A 24837-nucleotide genomic window follows, 5' to 3' on the forward strand; every position below is an offset into this window, starting at 1 on the left:
CGTAGTCAACTAAAGATACAGGAGTTTCGGGCGGGCGAGTTGATCCGTCCCCGAGTTGTTGCGCCGAACCATCAGCAGACCGTGGCGGAACAGTTCGGGCGCGCTGTCAGGCAAGCTCGCGATAGAGCGCGATGTACTGCCCGGCGGAATTGCCCCAGCCGAAATCCTGACGCATGGCGCGCCGCTGGGTCGCTTTCCACTCCGTGCGGCGGCCGTAGAGCGCGAAGGCGCGGCGAATCGCGGCGCCGATGCCCTTCGGCTCGAAGCGCTCGAACACGAAGCCGGTGGCGGTATCGTCGGCGAGATTTTCGAGCGACGCATCCACCACCGTGTCCGCCAGCCCCCCCACGCAGTGGACGAGCGGCAGCGAGCCGTAGGCCAGCGCATAGAGCTGCGTGAGACCGCAGGGCTCGAAGCGCGACGGCACCGCGATCACGTCGCTGCCCGCCACGATGGTATGGGCCAGCGTTTCGTCGAAGCCGAGCTCGACCGCAACCGCTTCGGGATGCGACTGCGCCACGCGTTTCAGGCCGTTTTCCAGCGCCGGGTCGCCCGTGCCGAACACCACCAGTTGCCCGCCGTGGCGGATGATCTCCGGCACCGCGCCGAGCAGCAGGTCGAGTCCTTTCTGTTCCGTGAGCCGGCTGACCACGCCGAACAGCAACGCGTCGCTTTTCTGCGCGAGGCCGAAGCGCTTTTGCAAGGCCTCCTTGCAGGCCAGCTTGCCGGCCAGACGCGTCGCCGTGTAATGGTTCTCCAGCAAGGTGTCGGTGGCGGGATTCCAGACGCTGTAATCGACGCCGTTCAGGATCCCGCTCAGGTCGTGCGAACGGTGACGCAGCAGCGCGTCGAGTCCGCCGCCTTGCGCAAGCGTCTGGATTTCGCGGGCGTAGGTGGGGCTGACCGTGGTGATGCGGTCGCTGTAGTAAAGGCCGGCCTTCAGGAACGAGAGCTGTCCGTAGAACTCGATGCCGTGCATGTTGAAGAAATCGCCCGGCAGGCCGAGCTGGCCGAACTGATGGGCCGGAAAGACGCCTTGATATGCGAGGTTGTGGACGGTGAACACGCTATGCGCGAGCGCACGGCCCTGTTCGCGCTCGGCGGCCTTGAGGTAGGCGGGCGCGAGTCCGGCGTGCCAGTCGTGTGCGTGGATGATTTGCGGCGACCACGCCGGATCGAGCTGCTGCGCGAGTTGTGCGGCCACCCAGCCAAGTAGCGAGAAACGCTGCGCGTTGTCGCCGTACGGGACGTGCTCGTCGTTCAGATAAGGATTGCCCGGCCGGTCGTACAGCGTGCCGGCGCGGATCACGTAGACCACCAGCCCGTTCGCCGGCAGCGTGCCGCGTTCGAGCGAGACGTCGGGCGCGTCGAAGCGGCGCCCCAGTTGCGCGACCGGCTGGAGATCCGTCAGCCCGGCGAGCACGGCCGGGAAGCCGGGCAGCAGCACCCGCACGTCGGCGCCGCGCTCGATCAGCGCGGGCGGCAAGGCGCCCGCGACGTCGGCGAGACCGCCCGTTTTGAGGAGGGGATACAGCTCGCTTGCGACGTGCAGGGCGCGAATCGTCATAGGCTGCGTTTCATCCTGTTGGTCAGTTGAGCGGGGGCCCGCTTGCACGGCGCCCGCTTTCAGGGCATGCCGCGGCTCATTTCGGCTTCTGCCGCAGCGCTTCGGGCGTGACCAGCACGACGCCGTCGTCGGTGCGGTAAAAGCGTTCGGCGTCCGCCACCGGATCTTCGCCGATCACCGTGCCGTCCGGAATCGCGCAGCCGCGGTCGATCACCACCTTCTGCAGACGGCAGCTCGCGCCGACCGTAACCTGCGGCAACAAGACTGCCTCATTGATGTTACAGAAAGAGCTCACCTTGACGTTCGACGACAACACCGAGCGCGAAATCTGCGAACCGGATATCACGCAGCCGCCGCACACGATCAGATTATTGCCCGAGCCTTGCAAGCCTTTCATGTCACGGACGAATTTGGCCGGCGGCAGCTGTTCCTGATACGTCCAGATCGGCCAGTTGCGGTCGTACAGGTCGAGCGTCGGGATGGTGGAGGCGAGGTCGAGGTTGGCGGCCCAGTAGGCGTCGATGGTGCCGACGTCGCGCCAGTAGGGCTCCACTTTCGGGTCCGACGACACGCACGACATGCTGAACGGATGCGCAATCGCGAGGCCTTGCGTGACCACGCGCGGCAGGATGTCCTTGCCGAAGTCGTGGTCGGTATCGACGGACGAGATATTTTCTTCGAGCAGCGAGTACAGGTAATCCGCGCTGAACACGTAGATGCCCATGCTGGCGAGCGCCGTGTCGGGCCGGCCCGGAATACAGGGCGGGTCCGCCGGTTTCTCCACGAAGCCCGTCACGCGCCGGTTTTCGTCCACGTGCATGACGCCGAACGCCACCGCGTCCATGCGCGGCACCTCGATACAGCCGACCGTGCAATCCGCGCCGCTTTCCTCGTGATCGGAAATCATGCGCGTGTAGTCCATCTTGTAGATGTGGTCGCCGGCCAGCACCACCACGTATTTCGGCCGGATCGAGCGGATGATGTCGAGATTCTGGAACACCGCGTCGGCGGTGCCGCGATACCAGTGCGCCCCTTCCACGCGTTGCTGGGCCGGCCACAGGTCGATGAATTCGCCGAACTCGCCGCGCAGGAAGCTCCAGCCGCGCTGCAGATGACGCAACAGCGAATGCGCCTTGTACTGCGTGACCACCGCGATGCGGCGAATGCCGGAGTTCAGACAGTTGGACAGCGCGAAGTCGATGATGCGGTATTTGCCGCCGAAGTGAACCGCGGGCTTGACCCGTTTGTTGGTGAGCGGCCCGAGCCGCGTGCCGCGTCCGCCCGCAAGGACGATGGCGAGGGTGCTGCGTTGCAGATCGTTCAGCCGTGCCGGAGTTTCCATATCTGTCTCCTTGATTAGTATGCCCCGGGTGTTCCTGCTCGCTTGTTCTGACTTCGTGTTTTGCGGTTGCCTTTGCTATTTTCTGTTTGCCTGCCTTGAGCCTGGTCGATCGTCCGCTTATACGTCCGCTTATACGTCCGTTTATACGCCCGTTTTCGCATTTGTCCGTCTGCTATTTCTAGCACCGAAATGCCGCCCGTGCATCCCGTGATGGTGCGGATGCCGGTTCTGGCCGACCGAACCACATCGATACACGTCGACTCCGCCGAACCTGTCCACGATCGACCGTTGTGCGATGCGCATCCGTGCGCCACGACACATTCGGCATGAGGTGACGCGCCGCAATATATGTGCCACGGCCGATGCGGCGGAGTGCGCCGCGCGGGCATGGTTGCGGGCGCCGCGGCAGAGTTCGGCGGTGCGTCGTAGAATCGGTCGGCTCGAGCTTCGACTTTGCTGCCCATCGCCTTCCTTCTGCAAGAAAAAATAAACGATGAATTTCCGTCGCCATGCTTTGTTCGCCATCCTGAGTGCGTCGTCGCTCCTCGCCAGTCAGGGCGTTTTCGCGCTCGATGCCGCCAGTGCTACCAGTGCCACGCCGACAGCGTCGATCGCCACGGCCGGTTCGTCCACCGCGGCCGCGCCCATCGGCCAGGCCGCGGACAATGCCGGTCCGGCGTACGGTCCCGAGCTGGAGGGCTTCGACTATCCGGCGCCGGTCGGGCAATACACGTTCACCTCGCAAGGGGTCGCGCTGCATATGGCTTACATGGACGTGAAGCCTGCGCACCCGAACGGCCGCACGGCGGTGCTGCTGCATGGCAAGAATTTTTGCGCGGCGACCTGGGCCGACACGATCCACCGTTTGACCGACGCCGGCTATCGCGTGGTCGCGCCCGATCAGATCGGCTTCTGCAAATCGAGCAAGCCCGAGCACTATCAATACAGCTTCCAGCAACTGGCGCGTAACACGCACGCGCTGCTCGAGTCGCTCGGCGTGAACGACGCGACCGTGATCGGCCATTCGACCGGCGGCATGCTGGCGATCCGCTACGCGCTCATGTATCCGCGCGAAACGCAGCAGCTCGTGCTGGTCAACCCGATCGGTCTCGAAGACTGGAAGGCGAAAGGCGTGCCGTCCTTATCCGTCGACCAGTGGTACGAACGCGAACTGAAAACCACCGCCGACGGTATTCGCCGCTACGAGCAATCGACCTATTACGCCGGGCAGTGGCGCGCCGACTACGAGCCATGGGTGCAGATGCTGGCGGGCATGTATCGCGGTCCGGGCAAGCAGATCGTCGCGTGGAATTCGGCGCTGCTGTACGACATGATTTATACGCAGCCGGTCGTCTATGAACTAGGCCAACTGAGCATGCCGACGCTTCTGATGATCGGGCAGAAGGACACGACCGCGATTGGTAAGGACGCGGCGCCGCCCGAGGTGCGCGCGAAGATCGGTCATTATCCGGAGCTGGGCAAGGCCGCGGCGAAGGCGATTCCGCATGCCACGCTGGTGGAGTTCGCCGAGTTGGGACATGCGCCGCAGATGCAGGACCCTGTGGCGTTTCATCGGGCGTTGCTCGATGGGTTGGCGGCGGTGCCGGCGAATCGGTGAGGGTGATCTCGTGACGGCTCACGGCCGGTCACCTGGCGTTAAGTGACCGGCCTGCTCGCGACGTGTGTTTTTCTATTTCCTATTGCGTGATGCGCTTCAAGTCGTCGGGTTTCCAGGTCTTCTTGAAGAAGGCTTCCTTGGGACTGTACAGACGCAGGATGATGAAATAGCCCTTGCCCGGAACCGTCCTCACCCAGTTGCGTTCCTTACCGGCCGGTGCGCTCGGGCCGAAGTAAAGATCGTACGTGCCGTCGGCGTTCTGCACGGGTTTGTCCATCGAATTCAAGGAAGGCAGCGGTTGGCCGTTCTGCAATCCGGATGCGGTGATCGAGTCATAGACCGTGACCGACCAGAAGTTGGCGGCAGGAATATCGGGCGGCAAGTGAAGTTGATAGCTGTTGCCGCCTTCCAGGAAGTTGCCGTCCGCATCGCGCCAGGTCGACGGATATTTCGCGCCCTTTTCGACGAGGTCGACGACCATACCGGGACTCGTTGCATAAGCCGTCGTGAAGTACGCATCTCGCTGAGCCAGATTGGTGAACGACTTGCTTGCCTGAAACAGCGGGTTCTGGCCGGCGAACACATTGACCCATTGACGGTCCGGATAGTATTTGGCCTCGGGTTGATCGACCAGTCCGTTATAGATTTCGACCTTGCTCATTCCGAACGCGGTTTTCGCGGCCTTGTCCAGCAACTCGCGCTGCCGCGCGGTGGGTTGGAACGGCTTGCCTTTCTCGATGCCGATTGCGGCCATCATGCCGCGCCAATCCATATCCGCGGGGTCGACGGTTTCCTGATCGACAAAGCGGGCGAGCATGTCGAAATAGCTGCCGTCATGGGGGAACAGCATATCGGCCGGCGTGGCCGATCCATCGGGAAACCGCATCGGTTCGGCAGACTCCTTTTTGCCGTAGGGATAAATGCGTGTGCCCGCGATCAGGGCGTTGGCGGGTTTGAGATCTTTCGGGTCGGTGAAAAAGCCGCGATAAAACACGAATACATTGTTGGTCCGGGAGCGGTAAAGGTAATAGCCTTTCGGTGCGGCTCCCTTGTAGTTCCACGGGACGATCAGATACTTGCCGCCCTTGCCGCCGTCAGGTCCGGCAAATCCGAGGTCTCCTGTATAGGTTTTCCCGCCTATCGTTGGACCCGAGAGCGGGCGCTGATAGAAGTCGTCCAGAATGCCCTGATTCTGAGGCGGCACTTCGACGACGATCGGGCCGTCTTTCGCAATGTTGACGTACGCCATCGCGTAAAGACAATCGGAGTTCGGCGTGGTGACCTGCGTCTGTGCGTTGAGCCGTTCTTTCCAGACCGGCAGAACGTTGTAGCCGGCTCCGTAGATTTTCTCCGACCCTTCCTTCATCGCGAACATATTGATTGCGGGCAGCGACCACAAATAGACCTGTACCGCGCGCTGAAAATACAGTTCGTCGCGAAGCAGTTCGGCCGATTCATGGGTGGGGAAGTCGCCGGAAAACGGCGCGTTGGCCAGCGCGTCGTGGCTCGCGGCCAGCGTCTGCATGGGTGTCGGCTGCTGCGATTGAGGGAACGCCTGCGCGCAATAGCTCGCAACGGCAAGCGCGATGAGCGCGCCCGCGAAATGCCTGGAGGCGACGGATGGCGATGGTTTCACGGCTGTACTCCTTTGACTTCGTCAAAATCATCAAGTGCAGTCTTGCTGTGGCGGGGAAGGGTTCGACCTTCGACGTGAGCGGCTATCGGCGTCGGTGCTTTTCTCCGTGCTTTCGCGACGAAGGGTGGGGCCATTCGGGATGCCTCGCAGGAAGCGCGTAATCTACCTTGCATGCTTCGTGAATATTTTCGGGGTGCTTACTCCGAGGATCATCGGGTCTTTCCGGAGAACCGGCTATCGGGGTAAGGGGCAACGCAGCACCTCGCACGGCCCCAACCGCTAAAATCTCCCCTTTACCCCAACTGCCTCTGAAAATGTCCTTCGCCTCCCTCGGCCTGATCGATCCTTTACTGCGCACCCTGCAGGATCTCAATTACCAGACACCTACGCCGGTGCAGGCCAAGGCGATTCCCGTCGTACTGGACGGCAAGGACGTGATGGCCGCGGCGCAGACCGGCACGGGCAAAACTGCGGGCTTTGCCTTGCCGCTGCTGCAACGCCTCGTGCAACACGGCCCGGCGGTATCCAGCAATCGCGCGCGCGTTCTGGTGCTGGTGCCCACGCGCGAACTCGCTGAACAGGTACTGCAAAGTTTCATCGAATACGGCAAAGGCCTCGACTTACGATTTCTGGCCGCGTACGGCGGCGTAAGCATCAACCCGCAAATGATGAAGTTGCGCAAAGGCGTGGACGTGCTCGTCGCCACGCCGGGCCGGTTGCTGGATCTGAATCGCCAGAACGCGGTGCAGTTCGATCAGGTGCAAACGCTGGTGCTGGACGAAGCCGATCGCATGCTCGACCTGGGCTTTTCGCGCGAACTCAACGCGGTCTTTGCCGCCTTGCCCACGCAGCGTCAGACTCTGCTGTTTTCCGCCACGTTCTCCGATGAAATCCGCACCATGGCGGCGGGCATCCTGCGCAGCCCGGTGCATATCAGCGTCAGTCCGCCCAATGCCACGGCAAGCAGGATCAAGCAGTGGGTGGTGCCGGTGGACAAGAAGAACAAGCCCGATCTGTTCATGCATCTCGTCGCCGAGAACGACTGGAAGCACGCGCTGGTGTTCGTCAAAACCCGCAACGGCGTGGACTACCTCGCGGCCATACTGGATGACGCGGGTTATTCGGTCGACACCATTCACGGCGACAAACCGCAACCCGCGCGCCTGCGCGCACTGGAGCGCTTCAAGTCGGGCGACGTGCATATGCTGGTTGCCACCGATGTGGCGGCGCGCGGACTCGATATCGACGACCTGCCGCTGGTGATCAACGTCGATCTGCCGATCGTCGCGCAAGACTATGTGCACCGTATCGGCCGAACTGGACGCGCCGGTGCGAGCGGCGTGGCGGTGTCCCTCGTGTGCGCCGACGAAGCGCCACAACTGGCCGCGATCGAAGCGCTGATCCGGCAGACGCTGCCTCGCGAAGAGGAGCCGGGTTTCGAAGCCGAGCACCGTGTGCCGCAAACCAGCGCGACGGGCGAGATCATCAAGAAACCCAAGAAGCCGAAGAAGCCTAAAGTGCCGCAAGCCTTGCCGGGCATCAAACAGGCACCCGGCAAGAAGCCGCAGCCGAAAGGTGGCGAGAGCCGGCGCAAGGCGGCGCCACCGCAAGCCGTCGCAGTGAAGAACGACACGAGCTTTTCCAGCGGCAGTCCGTTCAGCGTGCAAAAGCCACGCAGTAAGCCCGCCGGCAAATCTGGCAGCAACCCGGCGGCGGGCTCACATAAGCCGGCAGGCAAACCGGCCGGTGGACGAGGCAAAAAATAAGCCGCAATTAAGCCGCGAATCAGCCCTGATTCGCGGCAACGAACCACGCCAGCCCCGCAGAGGGCTGGCGATCTTCTGCAAGTGTGAGGCCGATACGCATCCGTTCGGCCCATTCCCACCCGCTATTTTCCGACCGCCTCGAAATCCGGCAGCTTGAACGACTTGTTCATAAAATCATCCGTTGGTCCGTAGAACCGGACCGTCGGAGCAGGGCGGCGCCTAGCCGTTGGAATCCAGTTCGACTCGAGTCCCTTTGGCGCATGCGGTCCGACGTAGATCGTTACGCTGCCGTCGCTATTGAGCTTCATCTTGTCCATGTCGTACGAAGACAGCGTGGTGCGCTCGCTATTGCTGTAAATGTAGGTCCACGTGGCATGGTCGTAGACCGTGACGGCCCAGAATTGCTTCGCGGGCATCTTGGCGGGAATCGTGATCTTGTACGTCGTCTTCGCGTCCATCAGTTTGCCGTTCTTGTCCGCCACGGCCACCATGTACATCGTGCCCGGCGAATCGCTCAGCGTCTTGGGCATATAGATGCACCAGAAGAAAGCTCTGGCGCGGCCCACGTAATCGACGCGGTCGTCGTAGACGTAATCGAACTGTTTCTTTTCGTCGGGGAGCAGCAGGGAAATGTAGTGTCGCTCGGGCCAGTAGAGAACATCCTTGGGCGGATGATCGAAGTAGGCCTGCAGGCTGAACCAGGCGTCGGCGGCACCCTGACGCATCGCCCGGATTGTTTCGGCATCCGGATTAAATGGCTTGCCTTTCTGAATTCCCAATGAGGCGAGCATGCCCATCATCACTTTGTCTTCCGGTCTCACGGGTTCGACATTGACGATATCGGCGAGATCCTTGAAGAATCGCTCGTCGTAAAACGGCAGTGTCGGATAGCGTCGAGTGCCTGGATCGACGAAAGTTTGCTGGGGCGGGTTGGCTGCGTCCGAGAGATAGTACAGCCGCAGCTTGTGCGAGAAATTGAACGCGTCGTCCACCGTTTTGCCTGGCTGGACGATCGAGCGGAATGCCATCGTAATCCGGAAGCTGGGTGACGCAACGTGAATGTAACCCTCGGGAATCGGCCCTGTGTAACCGGGTGGCGTGAACAGATATTTGCCGCCCTTTCCCTGATCCAGTCCTGACGGGCCAACGTCGGCAATCGTGAATTGCCACGCATCCACGACCTGTCCGTACAGGCTGCCGTCGGCGCCGGACGGCGGCAGTTCCAGCACCACCGGACCCTTGCGAAGATCGGTGAAGGCGGAAATATACGGCGTCGAACTATTCCCCGTCACGACTTCGAGATTGGGCGTTGCGGGCTTGGAATACGCGAGAATATCGTTGTCTTTCAGACCGAGGGATTTGGCGCCGGCGGGACGAAATCGATAGATTTCCACTGCAGGCAGCGCCCAGTTGACCGCTTCGAATGCGCGCTGTCGCAGGATCTGATAATTGAGGTCCGGGGAGGGTTTGCTGCCCGCCGCCGGTTGGCCGCCGAGCGGCTCCTTGCCGTCCTGCGCGCCGGCTGTGCCGGATGCGAGTGTGAGCAGGCAAATCGCTGCAATCGTGAAGCCTCGTTTGATCATGTTCTTCATGAGTCGACACCGCCTCGCAAGAAAAGATCGCCGCTCCATGATCCGGTGCTTCCACGCAATCATCTTCCCATTCTGGCGCGCGCCACTCGTCTCTGTAGGCTGGATGGGATTACGTGGCGCTTGCCGGGCGCGGATTCGATCGGACAAGATTCAGTCGCTGAGTCTTGTCCGAAATCCGGCCGGACGCCATAGGGGAAAAGGGCAACGGAATTGCCCAATGGGGCAGTCGTGAAGGGACGCCCGCGCAGTTGGCAGTTCGCCGGGGTGCCCGGTGAGCTTGCCGGGTCGGCCGGGACGGGCTCGCCGCGATGGCGGGCCGTCCCCGATGCAAAACGCCCAGCCTTACGGCATCGTCGCGATCGCCTCGAACAACGCCAGATTCAGCAGCTTGACCGCTTCGTTGGTCGGATCGGGTTGCGACGAGAACTTGGCGATCACCGTTTCGCGCAACGGATCGACATAGAGCCACTGTCCATGAATGCCGATTGCAAAGCAGGCGCCGCTGGCATTACCCACCTGATACCACTTGTTGCGGTACTTGCCGTCCGGCAGCCACGACGAGAATGAGCCTTGCCGCCAGGCTTCCGCGCTGCCGCCCGTGAGCGTGTCGGTCATCCAGTCGGCGGGGATCAGCCGGCGGTCTCCGGCCACGCCGCCCAGCCGCACCAGTTCGCCGATCCGCGCCAGATCGCGGACGGTCATGCACAGGCCGCCGCCCGAGCGAGCCGTGCCGGCGATATCGACCGTGACACAGCCGTCCTGCCGCAGACCGAGTGGTTGCCACAGACGCGTCGCGGCGAAGTCGGCATAGCGCTGCCCCGAGGCGCGTTCGATCACGAGGCCGAGCACGTCCGAGTTGGGCGAGCAGTAATGAAACGGACCACCATGCTCGCCCGCGCCTTTGGACAGACACGCAAGCAGCTCGATTACCGTTTCCAACGGCTCGCCGTCGCGGCGCGGATCGAGCAGGCCGGCGCGCCGGTAGCGCGCGTAGATGCCGTTGGGGTTGAGATAGTCCTCGTCGAAGTCGAGACTGGTGCGCATATCCAGCACGTGTCTGACGCGGGCGTCGCCGAACGCCGAGCGCGCGAGTTCCGGCACGTACTCCGCGACCGGCGCGTTGGGGTCGAGCAGTCCGTCGCCGTACAGCATGCCGGCGAGCAGTCCCGCGACCGACTTGCTGGCCGAAAACAGAATGTGGCGGCTTTGCAGCGTGAAATTCGGCGCATGAAAATCGGCGACGAAGCGTCCGCCTCGCATCACGGCAATGGCATCGGTCGAGGTCTGACCCAGCGCCGAGGCAATCGTGCGGCGTTCGCCATGCACCACGAACTCGTGTGCGGTCAGCGCGTCGGCGTTCGCGAGGGGTGCTTCGGCGAGACCGGGCGTGGCGGCGATGCGCGCCGTCGGAATGATTTCGTGGACGTGGCGGAAGGCCCAGACGTTCCACGGCGCGTCGCGCCAGTTGTCGTGACGAACGCTGTCGCGGCGAAAACCGTAGTCGTGTTCAAAGCGTGACGGGATCATGGGGCTGCGGACTCCTGTGGCGTACGGCGGTAAATCGCATGAGCATCAATGGACATGCTGCAGAAACTCGCGAAAGCGGTCGCCGGGCGGCGTGGCCAGCATCTCGACGGGCTTGCCGTCGTGCACGACGCGACCCGCTTCCATGAAGAGCAGGCGCGATCCGACGCGCTGCGCAAAGCCCATTTCATGCGTGACCACCACCATCGTCATGCCTTCGCTGGCCAGCGTCTGCATGACCTTGAGCACTTCCTGACGCAATTCCGGATCGAGCGCCGAGGTCGGCTCGTCGAATAACATCAGCTTGGGCTGGACGGCGAGCGCGCGCGCGATCGCCACGCGCTGCTGCTGTCCGCCGGAAAGCTGCGACGGGTAGTGCTGCATGCGTTGCGCGAGGCCGACTTTCTCCAGCAGCGCGCCGGCAATCTCGCGCGCTTCGGCCTTGCTGCGGCCGCGCGCGCGGATCGGGCCGAACATGACGTTCTGCAGCGCCGTGAGGTTGGGAAACAGATTGAACTGCTGGAACACCATGCCCGCTTCGAGCCGGATGCGCCGGATATCGCGCGCGGAACCCAGCACGCTGATGTCGTCGACGCGCAGGTCGCCGGAACTGATGGTCTCCAGTCCGTTGATGCAGCGAAGCAGGGTGGACTTGCCGGACCCGGACGGCCCGACGATCACCGCGACTTCGCCGCGCTCGATCGCGAGATCGAGCGGTTGCAGAACGACATGCTGTCCAAAACGTTTGGATACCTGACGAAATTCGATCATGCTCATGGCAGACGTACCCTCCGTTCGAGTACTCGCAGACCGAGCGCGAGCAGGCTGATCACGAGCAGATAAATGACCGCCACCGCAGTCCAGATTTCCACCGCCCGAAAGTTCTCGGCCATGATCTCCTGGCCGCGGCGCGTGAGTTCTCCCACGCCGATGACGAGAAAGATCGAGGTGTCCTTGACCAGGTTGACGAACTGGTTGCCCATTGCCGGCAGTGCGCGGCGGAAGGCAATCGGCGTGATGACATGCGCGAGCACGGTGTGAAAGCGCAAGCCCATCGCGAGGCCGGCTTCGCGCAATCCGCCGGGCACCGCGTCGAGCGCGCCGCGGATGATTTCCGCGTTGTACGCGCCGGAATTCACGATCAAGGTGATGATGGCCGCGCTGGTCGCGCTGATCCGTATGTTCATCATGATCGGCAGCGCGAAATACACGAACATCACCTGCACGACGATCGGCGTGCCGCGAATCAGCGCGACATACACCTGCGCCGGCAGCGCGGCGTAGCGGCCGCCGTAGGTCAGCGCAACGCCGGCCATGACGCCGAGCACGACGCCGCCGGCGAGGCCGGCCAGCGCGATCAGAAGCGTGAGCCGGAGCCCCATCAGCAGGTCCGGCAGCGCGGCACCGACGGCCGCCCAGTCAAAGCTCATGACGACGCCTCGCCGAACCATTTGCGGTTGAGCGCCTCGAGCCGGCCGTCGGCCTTCATGGCGGCGAGTTGCGCATTGGCCGCGGCAACCAGCGGGCTGCCTTTCTGGAAGCCCATGCCCACGTCGAGTCCTTCGAGCGGCGGCTGGACGACCCGCACCTTGTTCTTGCCGGCGGTGTTGGCGTAGTAGAGCAATTGCGGCTTGTCGTAGACCACGGCGTCGGTGCGGCCCGCTTCCAGCGCCAGCAGCGCATTGTTGATGCTCGGCAGTTGTTCGAGCGTCGCGTCCTTGACGTGATCCTTGATGTAGCCCACCGCGACCGTCCCCGTCTCGGTGCCGATGTGTTTGCCGGCGAGATCGGCCGGGCTGTGGATCGTGGTGTTGTCCAGCCGCGTCAGCGCGATCAGGCCGCTTTTGTAGTACGGCGTCGAGAAATCGATGACCTGCTGACGCTCGGGCTTGATGAAGAGTTGCGAGACGATCACGTCGATGTTGTGCGTCTGCAGGGCCGGGATCAGCGCGCCGAATTCCATCGGCTGCAGGCGCCATTTGCGTTTCATGCCTTTGGCGACTTCGCTCCAGACCTCGACGTCGAAGCCGGAATAGCTGTCGCCCTGCTTGAACGCGAACGGCGGGGCGCCGACATTGGAGCCGACCACCAGTTCGGCGTCGGCCGCGCGCAGCGAGCGCGACAACAGGAGAGCGGGTCCGGCCGCGAGGCCGAGTTGCAGCAGTTGACGGCGATTCATGGTTTTCTCCACGGTGGTTGATCGTGCGGACCTGCCGGTCTGGCCGGCGATCCGCCATCTAATGACGGCTCGTTAATGTTCGTTGATGGCTCATTGACGGCTCATGCCGCGTTACGGCGGCCCGGCTTCGTTGGTGTTGCTGGTGTTTCCGGCGCTGCCGGCGTGTTGCGGCTCGCCGGCACGGGCGATGGGCACGAGCGCAACGGTCAGTTCGATTTCGAGCAGTCCGCCGCCCGGCAAGCCGGCCACGCCCACGGCCGAGCGCGCGTGCTGGCCGCTTTCGCCGAATACCTCGTGCAGCAGCAGGGACGCTTCGTCCAGCACCTGGCTGTGGTTGCCGAACTCGGGCACGGCGTTGACGAAGCCGCGCAAAAACAGCACGCGCTCGACCGTCATCGTGGACGGCAACGCCGCCGCCAGCGCGCTCAGCGCGCGCAGCACGCAGGTCCGCGCGGCATCGCGGATCGACTCGCGCGGCGTCGTGTGATCGACCGGTCCCGCGATGATGTCGTCGCCGGTGCGGCTGACCTGGCCGCTGATGTAGGCAATCCCGCCGTGGATCACCACGCCCACGTAGGCGCCGCGCGGCGAGGGCAAGGGCGGCAGCGTCAGCCCGAGTTGCGCCAGACGCGCAGCGATGGCGGTCGTCATGACGCAGCCCCGACGTGCGTCTCGAAGCGGACCGGCCCGCCGAGCCAGCAGCCGTCGGGACGGCCTGCCGGTGCGTCGGTATCGCTGCTTGCGGCCGCACTTACAGCCGTATCGAAACTGAAGCGTACCGAGATCTGCGAGGGACGCTTCATCGCGCGGCCCTGACGGATCGTGATGGTTCGCGGGGACGCTTCCACCATGCCGTTGGCCAGCAGACCGAACGACAAAGCCGAGGCCGCGATGCCGGTGGCCGCGTCTTCCGGATAGCCGGAGGCGCGGGGAAACTGCCGCGCGTCGAAGATTTGCCGGCCGGCGTCGAAGCTTGCGTAGGGATAGAGGCCGGTCGAGCCGATCCGCTCGCACAGCGCTTCGATTTTTTCGAAGCGCGGCTGCAGGGCGTCGAGCGCGGCGCAGGTGGCGAGCGGAATCAGCGTCTTCACGCGGCTGGTGGAGGCGTTCTGGATCGGCAGGGGAGCCAGCTGCGTTGCGTCGATACCGAGCGCGTCGAGGATCTCGTCGCGGCTGCGCTCGGCGTGCGGCAGCGGCTCGATGCGGCCCAGCGGCTGGGAGATTTCGACTGCCGCGCCGTCGGCGGTGTGATCCGTGATGCGCACTTTCACCGCGCCGCTGCGCGTCTGGACCGTCAGATGGTCGCGTTGGAGTTTGCCGGTCTGATGGAGCAGCCAGACCGCGCCGACCGTGGCGTGGCCGCACATCGACATTTCGTGGTTCGGTACCCAGAAGCGAAACTCGTAATCGCAGCCGGAGCCGGGCGGCGCGGGCAGCACAAAGCCGCTTTCGTGGCCGTAGTGCCGGGCCACCTGCTGCATTTGCGCGTCGGACATGCCGGCTGCGTCGACCACGATGGGCGCGGGATTGCCGCCGCCGGGACCGGCGGCGAACACGCTGACGAGTTCGACCTGATGGGGTGAAGACATGGCGGTGTGAGCCCCGCTGACCGGGGGATGTGTTTCCATCCGGTCAATTTACGGGGATCGACGCCGCGCCGCGCGTTCGAGCGGGCCTTAACTTTTGACCGCGCGGGCCATCCTGTCGCGCAACTCGGACGGCGAGTGGCCGCCGATGCGGCGCATCGCGCGCGCGAGCGCCGCGCCGCTTTCGAAGCCGACGCGAAATGCCACTTCGCCGATCGGCAGATCCGTGTCGGAGAGCAGCCGGCAAGCGTTTTCGTAGCGTTTGCGCTGCTGGAATTCGCCGATCGACTGGCCGGTGCCTTCGCGAAACAGCCGTGTGATGTGACGGCGCGAAATGCCGAAGCGGTCTTCCAGCGCGTCGAGCGGAATGTCCTGATCGGCATGACGGGCCACGAAGGCTTCGAGGTCGGCGACCAGCGCCATGCCGTGCTCGCGCGGCGAGATGCCGGGCTCCGTTTTGCCGGAGATCACTTCGCCGATGCACTGCATCAGCAGAGCCGACGAAAGCGCCTGACGCGTGGCCTCGCCGCCATACGCACCCATGTCGCTGCGCAACGAGAGTTCCTGCAGCGTGCGAATCGCGGCGGTTCGTCGTACGAGAATCGGCGTGCGCGTGCGGCGCCGGAATTCGCCGAGCGAACCGACGCCCGTATCGAGCTTGTGCAGTGCATCACCCGTCACGTAGACGGCGACGTGCGTGTGCGTGGCGCATCCGGCGCGGGTCTGGTGCGCGCGTCCTTGCGGCACGACGGCGAAGCGGTCCTGCGAAAGCCAGGTGCCCGAGCGGCGGTCTTCATGACAAAGCTCCACCGCGCCGTGACTCGGCAGGATGAACATGAGGCAGTCGTGCCAATGCCAGGGCATCGCGTAAGTGCCGCTGCCGGTCAGCGTCGCGTGTCCTTCGTCTGCGGCAACCAGCTGGGCCTTGTTGGCGGGCTGGCAAAGCTGGGTGAACGTTCGTAGCATGGCGATACTCCATGCGATTCAGGAAGTGTCTCGCCGTGGCAGACCCGGCGACCGGCGCGCGTGCGCCGTATCGAATCGCGAGGGCCGCCCGGCATCGACGGAATGCTGGAAAGCATAACAGTGCAAAAAGCCGCTGGGGGCTTTGCCGGGGACTGTTTGCGCCAGGGCGGCGTATTGCTGGTTTGGTGCGCCGCGTCAGAAACGCGCCCGTGCATTGCCTTCTGTTTTGCCCTTCGGGGCAATTCCGTTGCCCCTTGCCCTAATGGTAAAGAGCGGTGCCTCGTAGAAAAATCGTTCCGGTAAATCAAACCGGAACTTCTCCGGCAATCTCTAGTTTGGGGAACAGCATGCGACTCGTGACGCGCCTCGCAGGATTGTCCAAACCACTGGCATACGCGCCGTTTGCACTTGCCGCAACCGGTCTTCTCGGTTTTGCGATCAGCGGACAGGCGCAGACTGCGTCGCAGCCGCAAACGCGGCCCAACATCGTGCTGATCGTCGGTGACGACGTCGGCTACGGCGATCTCGGCGTCTACGGCGGAGGCGAGGGGCGCGGTATTCCGACGCCAAACCTCGACAGAATGGCCGACGAAGGCATGACATTTTTCGACTTCTATGGCCAGCCAAGCTGTACGCCCGGCCGCGCGGCGCTTCAGACGGGGCGCAACCCGAATCGCAGCGGCATGACAACCGTCGCGTTCCAGGGGCAGGGCGGAGGTTTGCCCCATGCGGAGTGGACTCTGGCTTCCGTATTGAAGCTCGCGCACTACAACACCTATTTCACCGGTAAATGGCATCTCGGCGAGGCGGATTACGCGCTTCCCAATGCGCAAGGCTATGACGACATGAAATATGTCGGTCTCTATCACCTGAACGCCTACACGTATTCCGATCCGAAGTGGTTCCCCGAGATGGATCAGAAGACTCGCGACATGTTCGCCAAGGTGACGACCGGCATGCTCTCCGGCAAAGCCGGCGAAAAGGCGCATGAAGATTTCAAGTTGAACGGGCAGTACCAGAACGAACCGGAAAACCGGATCGTCGGTATTCCATTCGTGGACCGGTACATCGAGAAAGCGGCGCTCGACGACATCGACGAAGCGGCGCAGCGCGGTCAGCCGTTTTTTATCAATGTGAACTTCATGAAGGTGCACCAGCCGAACATGCCCGACCCGGACTACATCGGCAAATCCCTGTCGAAGGCCAAATATGCGGACTCGCTGGTCGAACTGGATGCGCGCGTGGGTCACATCCTCGACAAACTGCGTGAAAAGGGACTCGACAAGAATACGCTGGTCTTCTTCACGACCGACAACGGTGCGTGGCAGGACGTTTACCCCGATGCCGGCTATACGCCGTTCCGTGGCACCAAGGGAACCGACCGCGAAGGCGGCACACGTGTACCGGCGCTTGCGTGGTGGCCCGGCAAGATCAAGCCGCACTCGCGAAACTACGACATTCTGGGCGGTCTCGATTGCATGGCAACCTTCGCGGCGCTGGCGGGAGTCGATTTGCCGAAGAACGATCGTGAAGGCAAGCCGATTATTTTCGACAGTTTCGATATGTCGCCCGTGCTATTCGGCACCGGCAAGAGCAAGCGCGAGGCCTGGTTCTATTTCACCGAGAACGAATTGACGCCGGGCGCGGTGCGGGTCGGACAATTCAAGGCTGTCTTCAATTTGCGTGGCGACGGTGGAGCGGATACGGGTGGTCTCGCGGTGGATACGAATCTCGGCTGGAAAGGGCCCGAAAGTTACGTCGCGACGGTTCCGCAAGTGTTCGATCTCTATCAGGACCCCCAGGAGCGGTACGACATTTTCATGAACAACTATACGGAGCACACCTGGACACTTCCGACGTTCAACCTTGCCGTGAAAGACCTGATGAAAACGTACATCCAGTATCCACCCCGCAAAATGCAGGGCGAAGGCTATTCAGGTCCGATTACGCTGACCCAGTATCAGCGGTTCGGCTACATTCGCGACGAACTCCAGAAGAACGGCTTCAACATCCCGATGCCGACCGGCAATTGAGCAGTCCCCGAGGTGCACGTTATAGTCGCGCACCTCGGGCTCCGGTGCGAGGAATGGTATGCACGAAAGAGACGACGTAGTACAGCGGCCGATTTCGTTCGTGAGCGCGAAAGCGTCGGTGCCGGAGCCAATCGCACCGGCGCAGAAAGGACGCTTTCACACGATGGCGAAACCCGTCGGCTCGACGTGCAATATCGACTGCACGTATTGCTATTACCTGCACAAGGAACATCTGCTCGAACAGCGTCGGGGCAGCAGAATGACGCCCACGATGCTCGAACGTTACATTCGTCAGTACATCGAGGCGCAAAACGGCGACGAGATCATTTTTTCATGGCAAGGCGGCGAGCCGACCATGCTCGGTATCGACTTTTTCCGCGACGTCGTCGAGATTCAGAAAAAATACCAGCCGCCGGGACGCCGCATTTCGAATGATCTTCAAACCAACGGGACCTTGCTCGACGACGAATGGTGCGTCTTCCTCAAAGAGCACGCCTTTCTGGTTGGACTCAGCATCGACGGGCCGCGTGAATTGCACGATGCGTTCCGTCGGGACCGGAAAGGCCAGCCCACGTTCGACAGGGTCATGCGCGGCGTCGAATGTCTGCGCAGGCAGGGCGTGAAATTCAACACGCTGACCGTCGTGAACCGGATCAATGCAAAACGTCCGTTGGACGTGTACCGTTTTCTGCGCAATGAACTGAACTCGACCTATATGCAGGTCATTCCCTGCGTCGAACCCAAAGTTTTTCGCGAAGTTGCCCCTCAGCACTGGTCGGTCGAGACCATGCCCATGATCGGCACCAGCGCGGCGAAGCCGGGCAATGCGGATTCGGTCGTGACGGACTGGTCGGTCGATCCCGACGACTGGGGCTACTTTCTGTCGCGCACTTTCGACGAGTGGCTCAAAAAAGACGTCGGCCGCGTGCTCGTCAGCCTCTTCGAGACGGCAGTCGTGCAAACCATGGGGAAGCCCGCACAAACCTGCATCAGCGCCGAGTTTTGCGGCAAAGCGCTTGCGATCGAACACGACGGCGAGGTGTATTCGTGCGATCACTATGTCTATCCAGCATGGTCGCTGGGTAACATCGGCAAAACGCACCTTGGCGAGATGGCTTTTTCCCAGCAGCAACAGCGCTTCGGATACGCGAAGCGCGATTCCCTTCCCGACTATTGTCGGCAATGCAAACACCTGAAACTTTGTTGGGGAGAGTGCCCAAAGAACCGCTTCGTACGAAGCCCCGACGGAGAGCCGGGACTGAATTATCTCTGCGCCGGGATCCGACGGTTTCATGAGCACGCAGGTCCCGCGCTCAGGCAACTCGCAAGGCAGTGCTAGCGGGGCGGCCAGCGCATGCCGGCCGCCGCCGTCGGCTTTTTATGAGTCTCGGCGCAACCTCAACGAAACCTCAACGCGCCTCGGCCAGTTCCTCTCTCACCTGCGCGCCGATCTCGAACGAACGCAAACGCGCGGCGTGATCGTAAATCTGCGCGGTGAGCATCAACTCGTTCGCCCCCGTTTGCTCGATGATGGAGCGCAGCCCGTCACGCACCGTCTCGCGATCGCCGACCACCGAGCACGCGAGCGAATGCGCGACGCCGTTCAATTCCATCGACGACGCCTCCAGCTGTTCGACCGGCGGCTGCAATTGTCCGGGCGTGCCACGCCGCAGATTGATGAACTGCTGCTGCAGCGACGTGAAAAGACGCGCGGCTTCTTCGCCGGTATCGGCGGCGAACAGATTCACGCCGACCATCGCATACGGTTTGTCCAGCGTCGCGGACGGACGGAACTGTTCGCGATAGACCTTCAGCGCGCTCAGCATGTAATCGGGTGCGAAATGCGAGGCGAAGGCGAACGGCAGGCCAAGCGCCGCGGCGAGTTGCGCGCTGAACAGCGACGAGCCGAGCAGCCATAGCGGCACGTGCAAACCCGCGCCGGGCACGGCGCGAATCCGCTGACCCGGCACGGGATCGGCGAAATAACGCTGCAATTCGACCACGTCGTCGGGGAAGGAGTCGGCGCTGTTCTGCAGATCGCGGCGCAGGGCGCGCGCCGTCGATTGATCGGTGCCGGGTGCGCGGCCGAGGCCCAGATCGATACGGTCGGGATACAGCGAAGCCAGCGTGCCGAACTGTTCCGCGATGACGAGCGGCGCATGGTTCGGCAGCATGATGCCGCCGGAACCGACGCGGATCGTCTGCGTGCCGCCCGCCACATGGCCGATCACCACGGCGGTCGCCGCGCTGGCGATGCCGGTCATGTTGTGATGCTCGGCCAGCCAGAAGCGACGGTATTGCCACTTTTCCGCGTGCTGCGCGAGATCGAGCGTGTGGCGGAACGCGTCGGCAGGGGTGGCGCCCGCGTTGACGGGCGAGAGGTCGAGGACCGAGAAGGGGATCATTGTCTGTTCACTTGCTGATTCGGGCGCTGTCGCGCGATGGGGCATTGTGGCAAAGGTTCGGCTTTCCTGCTGACTGCCCCCGGATGCCCACGTTTGCGAAAGGGTTGGGCGCGACGTGCTGCTCGATGTGAGCGATACACGTGAGGTCGATATCGATATGGCCGATCGATATTTAACAGTCACATGCCGCGCTGCTACCTTGAACGGCTCGCGTCTTAGTCTTTTTGCGCGGCGAAGCGGGCGGCCAATCCGACGCAGCGCGAAAGCGTTGCGCGTAATTCTTGCATTCCTCGCTACGCTTTCCGGGGGCTTCGATGAATCCAGCTAGACGAGTGGACTGAACGCACACGTCGCGCAGCGCGAATCGGGTCGCGCGGCGGCCCGCGACAGTCAAAATCGCAACAGTCGACGCCCGCGCACGACGCTTCCGTCTGCGGATTGATCGACGTGCCGCGTGGCGCGGAAATTGCACAGTCGTTCAGTGTCACGCAGGATGGCGCGCCCGAACAGCAGCTTGCATAGCGGCTTTGAGGAAAACGAGGAAAACGCGCCGCAACGCCTCGCAGCGGGCGCGGTCGAAGCCGTCGCGCCGCGTATCGGCAATATCCATTGCGTGAGCAAGGCTTATAGCAACCGTACGCCGATCGTCATTCGCGTGTACGGTGGGAATATCGGTGCGGCAACGCGCGGTCCATCGGGCCGGCAGCGGCCGCAAGACCTTTATCTCCGGCTAGTCGAACGGCGTTTTACCGAATAGCTGGAATGTCACGAAGGAGTCTCCGGTCTCATGACTTTCGTCAAAGAGTTCAGTACTCAATCATTCGAAAACGTGCGCCGCGCACTGCTCGCGCGCGCCGAAATCGCGCTCCTCGATGTGCGCGAAGAATTTCTGCATGCCCGCAGTCATCCGCTTTTTGCCGCCAATCTGCCGCTGTCGCGGCTCGAACTGGACGCGCCGCTGCGATTGCCGCGCCGCGACGTGCCGATCGTCGTGATGGACGACGGCGAAGGGCTGGCGCAACGCGCGGCCGAACGGCTGAGCCAGCTCGGCTACACCAGCATCGCCCTGCTCGAAGGCGGCCTGAAAGGCTGGGCGCGCGCGGGCGGCGAGCTGTTCAAGGATGTGAACGTGCCGAGCAAGGCGTTCGGCGAACTGGTGGAGAGCGAGCGTCATACGCCGTCGCTGGATGCGGCGCAGGTTCAGGCCTTACTCGACCGTGAAGCCGATGTGGTGGTGCTCGACGCACGCCGCTTCGACGAATATCAGACCATGAACATTCCCGGCAGCGTGAACGTGCCGGGCGCCGAACTGGTGCTGCGCGCACGTCAGCTTGCACCGAATCCGGCCACGCGCATCATTGTGAACTGCGCGGGACGCACGCGCAGCATCATCGGCGCGCAGTCGCTCATCAATGCGGGCGTGCCGAACCCGGTGGCGTCGCTGCGCGACGGCACGATCGGCTGGACGCTCGCGGGACAACCGCTCGCGCACGGCAGCACGCGGCGCTTCGATCCGAGAGTCGACGACGCGATCCGCCTCGCGGCCGCGACGGCGGCGCGCGATGTCGCCGACCGCGCCCACGTGGGCCGCACCTCGCGCGACGAAGCGCGTCGCTGGGCCGACGAAGCGGTACGCAGCGTCTATCGATTCGACGTACGCACACCCGACGAATACGAAGCCGGCCACGTGCCGGGTTTTCGCAGCGCGCCCGGCGGCCAGCTTGTGCAGGAAACCGAAATGTTTGCCACGGTGCGCGGTGCGCGTGTGATTCTCGCAGACAACGACGGCGTGCGCGCCAACATGACGGCGTCCTGGCTCGCGCAGATGAATGTCGAGGTGTACGTGGTCGACGGATTGACAGGTGCCGATTTCAGCGAGAAGGGACCCGCGCCCGCGCCGCGTTTTGCGGTCACGCCGCCCGATGTCGAAGAAATCTCGCCTGCCGGATTGCTGACCTTGCTGCAGGCGCGCGGCACGGTGGTGCTCGATCTCACCGCGAGCGCGAACTACGTGAAGCGCCATATTCCCGGCGCGTGGTTCGCGATCCGCTCGCAACTGGGCGAAGCGGTGCGCAAGTTGCCCGATGCCGAGCGTTACGTGGTGACGTGCGGCAGCAGTCTGCTCGCGCGTTTCGCCGCCCCCGAACTCGCCGCCTTGACGGGCAAGCCGGTGCAGGTGCTGGCCGGCGGCACGGCCGCGTGGATCGCCGCGGACCTGCCGCTCGAAAGCGGCGAGACGCGGCTGGCGTCGCCGCGCATCGATCGTTATCCGCGTCCGTATGAAGGCTCGGATAACGCACGCGAAGCGATGAGCGCCTATCTGGAGTGGGAACACGGACTCGTCGCGCAACTCGGGCGTGACGGCACGCACGGTTTTCACGTGATCTGAACGCGATAGTGTTTTGGAAAGCGGCGCGAAGACCGGCTTGCGCAGCGGGCGCGATGATGCGCAGCGTTGCTCGTGGGGCCCTCGCCGCCAAGCCGTCGTGTGGTACGCGAATCCTCTGCCGATTCGGTGTAAACGCGCTCTCGTCGAAAGCTTTCGATGCGGTTAGATTAGCTGCACCTGAAAGGCTTATCGAGGGACCAGGGCGGCTTCAGTCAGCAGCAGTCCGGCATGCCGGCGACGATCTCGCATCGTTGCCGTCATGCGTCGAACCGGACTGCTGCCCGTCGTCCACGCCGCAGCACTCGATCTCTGCTTCCGGCATCTGCCGCTTTTGATGGCAGCTCGCCAGTCCTCTTTGCGGCCAACCGTACCGGCCTCGGACGACGCTTTGCACAGCGTCGCCTTTTTTCCTTGCACCGATGTTTTTTTGACTGCGTGCGGCACGCGACTCGCGAGCCGCCGGGCACGTCGCTCGCGGTTTTTTCCCCAGACGGTTATCCTGTAGCACGCTCGATGGTGTCGCGCCGCGCTGGCCGATCCATCGACACGCCATCACATTTGGAACGCGCCCGGTCGTGCGGTCGCGTTCATACAGGACATCTGCTGTGAGCCTCAAACTGCTTACCGTCGCCATGCTGGCCGCGTGCGTCGCGCTGACCGGCTGCGACGATCAACAAAGCGATCGCGCCGTGCAAAAACTCAAGGAATTCTTCAACGCCGTCAAACCGGACGCGCTGCTGCTCAAGGACATGACGCCGGGCGTCACGACCGAAGCGAAGATTCGCGACCAGATGGGCAAGCCCGAAACCGAGCGCACCTTCACGGACGGCTCGAAACGCTTCGAGTATCCGCGTGGGCCGGAAGGCCTGAACACCTATATGGTGGACATTGACCGCGACGGCAAATTGCAGGCGATCACCCAGGTGCTGACCGCGGAGAACTTCGGCAAGATCCGCATGGGCATGACCGAGGACGAAGTGCGCCGTCTGCTCGGCAAGCCCGGTCAGGTCGCGGTGTTTCCGCTCAAGCCCGAAACCGTGTGGAGCTGGAAGTGGCGCGAGCGGGGCGTGACGGAAGAGGGTATCTTCAACGTACATTTCGACGAGTACCATAAGGTGTACACGACATCGCGCTCCGACGTGGTGCGTGGCCGGTAGAGAAAAAAGCGGGGAAGCGATGATACGTCGACGTCGATACAGCCGTATCGGGCTGGTATTAGGGGGCGGGGCTGCACGGGGCTGGGCGCATATCGGTGCGATTCGCGCATTGCACGACGCGGGCATCAAGCCCGATGTGGTGTGCGGCACATCGATCGGCGCGCTGGTGGGCGCGGTCTACGCAAATGGCGATCTCGACTGGCTCGAGGAGTGGGTGTCGCGCCTGACGTGGCAAACGGTGGTCCGTCTGCTCGATCTGCGTCTGTCGGGTGGTCTGCTCGGCGGGCGCAAGGTCATTCAGGTATTCGCCGACAAATTCAACGGCCGTTCGATCGCGCAGTTGAACATGCCGTTCGCCGCGGTCGCGACCGAACTCGATTCGGGCCGCGAGAGCTGGATGCAGGACGGCAGCGTGGTCGACGCCGTGCGTGCGTCGATCGCGATTCCGGGCATTTTCACGCCGGTGTGGCACAACGGCGTGTGGCTCGTGGATGGCGGCCTGAGCAATCCCGTGCCGGTTTCCGTCGCGCGCGGCATGCGTGCCGATTGCGTGATCGCCGTCGACCTGAACAACGACATTCTGAACGGCCGCGATTTCGGCGGAGCGGTGGTGGAGACGCCGGCGCTCGATCCGACCGCACCGCCGCCCGTGGCGCTGCGCCGCAACGGCAAACCGTGGCCGCGCTGGCTCGCGCCGGCCGAGACGCCCGTCAGCGACGACGTGCGCGTGCCGCCCGCGCCGAGCGCGCGCGTGCCGTCGATGCTGAGTTCGGTGGCGCAGAGCATCGACATCATGCAGGTGCGGATTACGCGGAGCCGGTTAGCCGGTGAGCCCGCGGATATTCTGATTCAGCCGAGGCTGGGTGGGATGGGGATTTTTGATTTTCATCGGGCTGGGCCGGCTATTGAAGAGGGACGCGCGGCGGTCGAATATATGTTGCCGGCTATTCGGGCTCGATTAGGGATGGAGTGATGGTTTTTTTCCCTGCCCGGGGGGTGTTTTTTTGGTGTTTCATTTCTTAGTGGTTTATTAGTGTTGCCCCTGTGCGGGGCGGCACTTACTTTCTTTGCCGCGGC

At 63.1% G+C, this 24837-nt stretch carries 20 protein-coding genes; 8 read left to right on the forward strand and 12 right to left on the reverse strand.

Annotated features, from left to right (window positions below):
* Positions 1 to 106: 106 nt before the first annotated feature.
* Entirely contained in the window at positions 107 to 1567 is a 1461-nt protein-coding gene (glgA, locus tag P3T18_RS17560; RefSeq protein ID WP_429301236.1) for a glycogen synthase GlgA, read from the reverse strand.
* 76 nt (positions 1568 to 1643) lie between these two features.
* Positions 1644 to 2909 (reverse strand): glucose-1-phosphate adenylyltransferase, encoded by a 1266-nt coding sequence (glgC, locus tag P3T18_RS17565; protein ID WP_429301237.1) that lies wholly within the window; start codon positions 2907 to 2909, stop codon positions 1644 to 1646.
* A 493-nt stretch (positions 2910 to 3402) separates the two neighbouring features.
* Here glgC and P3T18_RS17570 point away from each other — a divergent pair, with 493 nt between their 5' ends.
* Positions 3403 to 4527, forward strand: coding sequence for an alpha/beta fold hydrolase (locus P3T18_RS17570; protein WP_429301238.1), 1125 nt, complete (start codon positions 3403 to 3405; stop codon positions 4525 to 4527).
* 79 nt (positions 4528 to 4606) lie between these two features.
* On the opposite strand, the gene P3T18_RS17575 is transcribed toward P3T18_RS17570, so the two are convergent.
* Complete coding sequence (locus P3T18_RS17575; RefSeq protein WP_429301239.1) at positions 4607 to 6163, reverse strand: DUF1254 domain-containing protein; 1557 nt, start codon at positions 6161 to 6163, stop codon at positions 4607 to 4609.
* Between the two features lie 314 nt (positions 6164 to 6477).
* On the opposite strand from P3T18_RS17575, the gene P3T18_RS17580 reads away from it, so the two are divergent.
* Complete coding sequence (locus P3T18_RS17580; RefSeq protein WP_429301240.1) at positions 6478 to 7929, forward strand: DEAD/DEAH box helicase; 1452 nt, start codon at positions 6478 to 6480, stop codon at positions 7927 to 7929.
* A 122-nt stretch (positions 7930 to 8051) separates the two neighbouring features.
* On the opposite strand, the gene P3T18_RS17585 is transcribed toward P3T18_RS17580, so the two are convergent.
* The 8 genes from P3T18_RS17585 to P3T18_RS17620 all read right to left on the reverse strand — a co-directional run bounded on the left by P3T18_RS17585 (position 8052) and on the right by P3T18_RS17620 (position 15776).
* On the reverse strand, positions 8052 to 9521 hold the full coding sequence (locus P3T18_RS17585; RefSeq protein ID WP_429301241.1) for a DUF1254 domain-containing protein: 1470 nt from the start codon (positions 9519 to 9521) through the stop codon (positions 8052 to 8054).
* A 342-nt stretch (positions 9522 to 9863) separates the two neighbouring features.
* Positions 9864 to 11048 (reverse strand): serine hydrolase domain-containing protein, encoded by a 1185-nt coding sequence (locus tag P3T18_RS17590; protein WP_429301242.1) that lies wholly within the window; start codon positions 11046 to 11048, stop codon positions 9864 to 9866.
* A 45-nt stretch (positions 11049 to 11093) separates the two neighbouring features.
* Entirely contained in the window at positions 11094 to 11822 is a 729-nt protein-coding gene (gene glnQ, locus P3T18_RS17595) for a glutamine ABC transporter ATP-binding protein GlnQ (protein ID WP_429301243.1), read from the reverse strand.
* On the reverse strand, positions 11819 to 12475 hold the full coding sequence (gene glnP / locus P3T18_RS17600; protein WP_429301244.1) for a glutamine ABC transporter permease GlnP: 657 nt from the start codon (positions 12473 to 12475) through the stop codon (positions 11819 to 11821). The genes glnQ and glnP overlap by 4 nt, the downstream gene beginning before the upstream one ends.
* Entirely contained in the window at positions 12472 to 13224 is a 753-nt protein-coding gene (locus P3T18_RS17605) for a transporter substrate-binding domain-containing protein (RefSeq protein ID WP_429301245.1), read from the reverse strand. The genes glnP and P3T18_RS17605 overlap by 4 nt, the downstream gene beginning before the upstream one ends.
* 111 nt (positions 13225 to 13335) lie before the next feature.
* Positions 13336 to 13875: a RidA family protein gene (locus P3T18_RS17610; protein ID WP_429301246.1), complete on the reverse strand. Its 540-nt coding sequence runs from the start codon at positions 13873 to 13875 to the stop codon at positions 13336 to 13338.
* Complete coding sequence (locus P3T18_RS17615; protein ID WP_429301247.1) at positions 13872 to 14813, reverse strand: PhzF family phenazine biosynthesis protein; 942 nt, start codon at positions 14811 to 14813, stop codon at positions 13872 to 13874. The genes P3T18_RS17610 and P3T18_RS17615 overlap by 4 nt, the downstream gene beginning before the upstream one ends.
* 87 nt (positions 14814 to 14900) lie before the next feature.
* Positions 14901 to 15776, reverse strand: coding sequence for a helix-turn-helix domain-containing protein (locus P3T18_RS17620; RefSeq protein ID WP_429301248.1), 876 nt, complete (start codon positions 15774 to 15776; stop codon positions 14901 to 14903).
* 347 nt (positions 15777 to 16123) lie between these two features.
* Here P3T18_RS17620 and P3T18_RS17625 point away from each other — a divergent pair, with 347 nt between their 5' ends.
* Together P3T18_RS17625 and P3T18_RS17630 are read left to right on the forward strand one after the other, a co-directional pair.
* Positions 16124 to 17809 (forward strand): arylsulfatase, encoded by a 1686-nt coding sequence (locus tag P3T18_RS17625; RefSeq protein ID WP_429301249.1) that lies wholly within the window; start codon positions 16124 to 16126, stop codon positions 17807 to 17809.
* A 163-nt stretch (positions 17810 to 17972) separates the two neighbouring features.
* Positions 17973 to 19148, forward strand: coding sequence for an anaerobic sulfatase maturase (locus P3T18_RS17630; RefSeq protein ID WP_429301586.1), 1176 nt, complete (start codon positions 17973 to 17975; stop codon positions 19146 to 19148).
* A 70-nt stretch (positions 19149 to 19218) separates the two neighbouring features.
* Here the strand turns inward: P3T18_RS17630 and P3T18_RS17635 are convergent, their stop codons facing one another.
* On the reverse strand, positions 19219 to 20214 hold the full coding sequence (locus P3T18_RS17635) for an LLM class flavin-dependent oxidoreductase (RefSeq protein ID WP_429301250.1): 996 nt from the start codon (positions 20212 to 20214) through the stop codon (positions 19219 to 19221).
* A gap of 514 nt (positions 20215 to 20728) precedes the next feature.
* On the opposite strand from P3T18_RS17635, the gene P3T18_RS17640 reads away from it, so the two are divergent.
* From P3T18_RS17640 to P3T18_RS17655, 4 genes are all read left to right on the forward strand, one after another.
* On the forward strand, positions 20729 to 20971 hold the full coding sequence (locus P3T18_RS17640; RefSeq protein ID WP_429301251.1) for a hypothetical protein: 243 nt from the start codon (positions 20729 to 20731) through the stop codon (positions 20969 to 20971).
* Positions 20972 to 21001: 30 nt separating this feature from the next.
* On the forward strand, positions 21002 to 22603 hold the full coding sequence (locus P3T18_RS17645; RefSeq protein ID WP_429301252.1) for a rhodanese-related sulfurtransferase: 1602 nt from the start codon (positions 21002 to 21004) through the stop codon (positions 22601 to 22603).
* 605 nt (positions 22604 to 23208) lie between these two features.
* Positions 23209 to 23760, forward strand: coding sequence for a hypothetical protein (locus tag P3T18_RS17650; RefSeq protein ID WP_429301253.1), 552 nt, complete (start codon positions 23209 to 23211; stop codon positions 23758 to 23760).
* Positions 23761 to 23779: 19 nt separating this feature from the next.
* A complete protein-coding gene (locus tag P3T18_RS17655; RefSeq protein WP_429301254.1) occupies positions 23780 to 24733 on the forward strand; it encodes a patatin-like phospholipase family protein in 954 nt (317 codons plus the stop codon).
* Positions 24734 to 24837: the final 104 nt, after the last annotated feature.

Source organism: Paraburkholderia sp. GAS199 (assembly GCF_050436585.1).
GTDB lineage: Bacteria > Pseudomonadota > Gammaproteobacteria > Burkholderiales > Burkholderiaceae > Paraburkholderia.

Coding starts and splice junctions, on each gene's coding strand:
- P3T18_RS17580 (WP_429301240.1), top strand. CDS start 6,478: ATGTCCTTCGCCTCCCTCGGCCTGATCGATCCTTTACTGCGCACCCTG.
- P3T18_RS17620 (WP_429301248.1), bottom strand. CDS start 15,776: ATGCTACGAACGTTCACCCAGCTTTGCCAGCCCGCCAACAAGGCCCAG.
- glnQ (WP_429301243.1), bottom strand. CDS start 11,822: ATGAGCATGATCGAATTTCGTCAGGTATCCAAACGTTTTGGACAGCAT.
- P3T18_RS17655 (WP_429301254.1), top strand. CDS start 23,780: ATGATACGTCGACGTCGATACAGCCGTATCGGGCTGGTATTAGGGGGC.
- P3T18_RS17630 (WP_429301586.1), top strand. CDS start 17,973: ATGGCGAAACCCGTCGGCTCGACGTGCAATATCGACTGCACGTATTGC.
- glgA (WP_429301236.1), bottom strand. CDS start 1,567: ATGACGATTCGCGCCCTGCACGTCGCAAGCGAGCTGTATCCCCTCCTC.
- P3T18_RS17605 (WP_429301245.1), bottom strand. CDS start 13,224: ATGAATCGCCGTCAACTGCTGCAACTCGGCCTCGCGGCCGGACCCGCT.
- P3T18_RS17585 (WP_429301241.1), bottom strand. CDS start 9,521: ATGAAGAACATGATCAAACGAGGCTTCACGATTGCAGCGATTTGCCTG.
- P3T18_RS17635 (WP_429301250.1), bottom strand. CDS start 20,214: ATGATCCCCTTCTCGGTCCTCGACCTCTCGCCCGTCAACGCGGGCGCC.
- P3T18_RS17615 (WP_429301247.1), bottom strand. CDS start 14,813: ATGTCTTCACCCCATCAGGTCGAACTCGTCAGCGTGTTCGCCGCCGGT.
- glgC (WP_429301237.1), bottom strand. CDS start 2,909: ATGGAAACTCCGGCACGGCTGAACGATCTGCAACGCAGCACCCTCGCC.
- glnP (WP_429301244.1), bottom strand. CDS start 12,475: ATGAGCTTTGACTGGGCGGCCGTCGGTGCCGCGCTGCCGGACCTGCTG.
- P3T18_RS17645 (WP_429301252.1), top strand. CDS start 21,002: ATGACTTTCGTCAAAGAGTTCAGTACTCAATCATTCGAAAACGTGCGC.
- P3T18_RS17625 (WP_429301249.1), top strand. CDS start 16,124: ATGCGACTCGTGACGCGCCTCGCAGGATTGTCCAAACCACTGGCATAC.
- P3T18_RS17590 (WP_429301242.1), bottom strand. CDS start 11,048: ATGATCCCGTCACGCTTTGAACACGACTACGGTTTTCGCCGCGACAGC.
- P3T18_RS17570 (WP_429301238.1), top strand. CDS start 3,403: ATGAATTTCCGTCGCCATGCTTTGTTCGCCATCCTGAGTGCGTCGTCG.
- P3T18_RS17610 (WP_429301246.1), bottom strand. CDS start 13,875: ATGACGACCGCCATCGCTGCGCGTCTGGCGCAACTCGGGCTGACGCTG.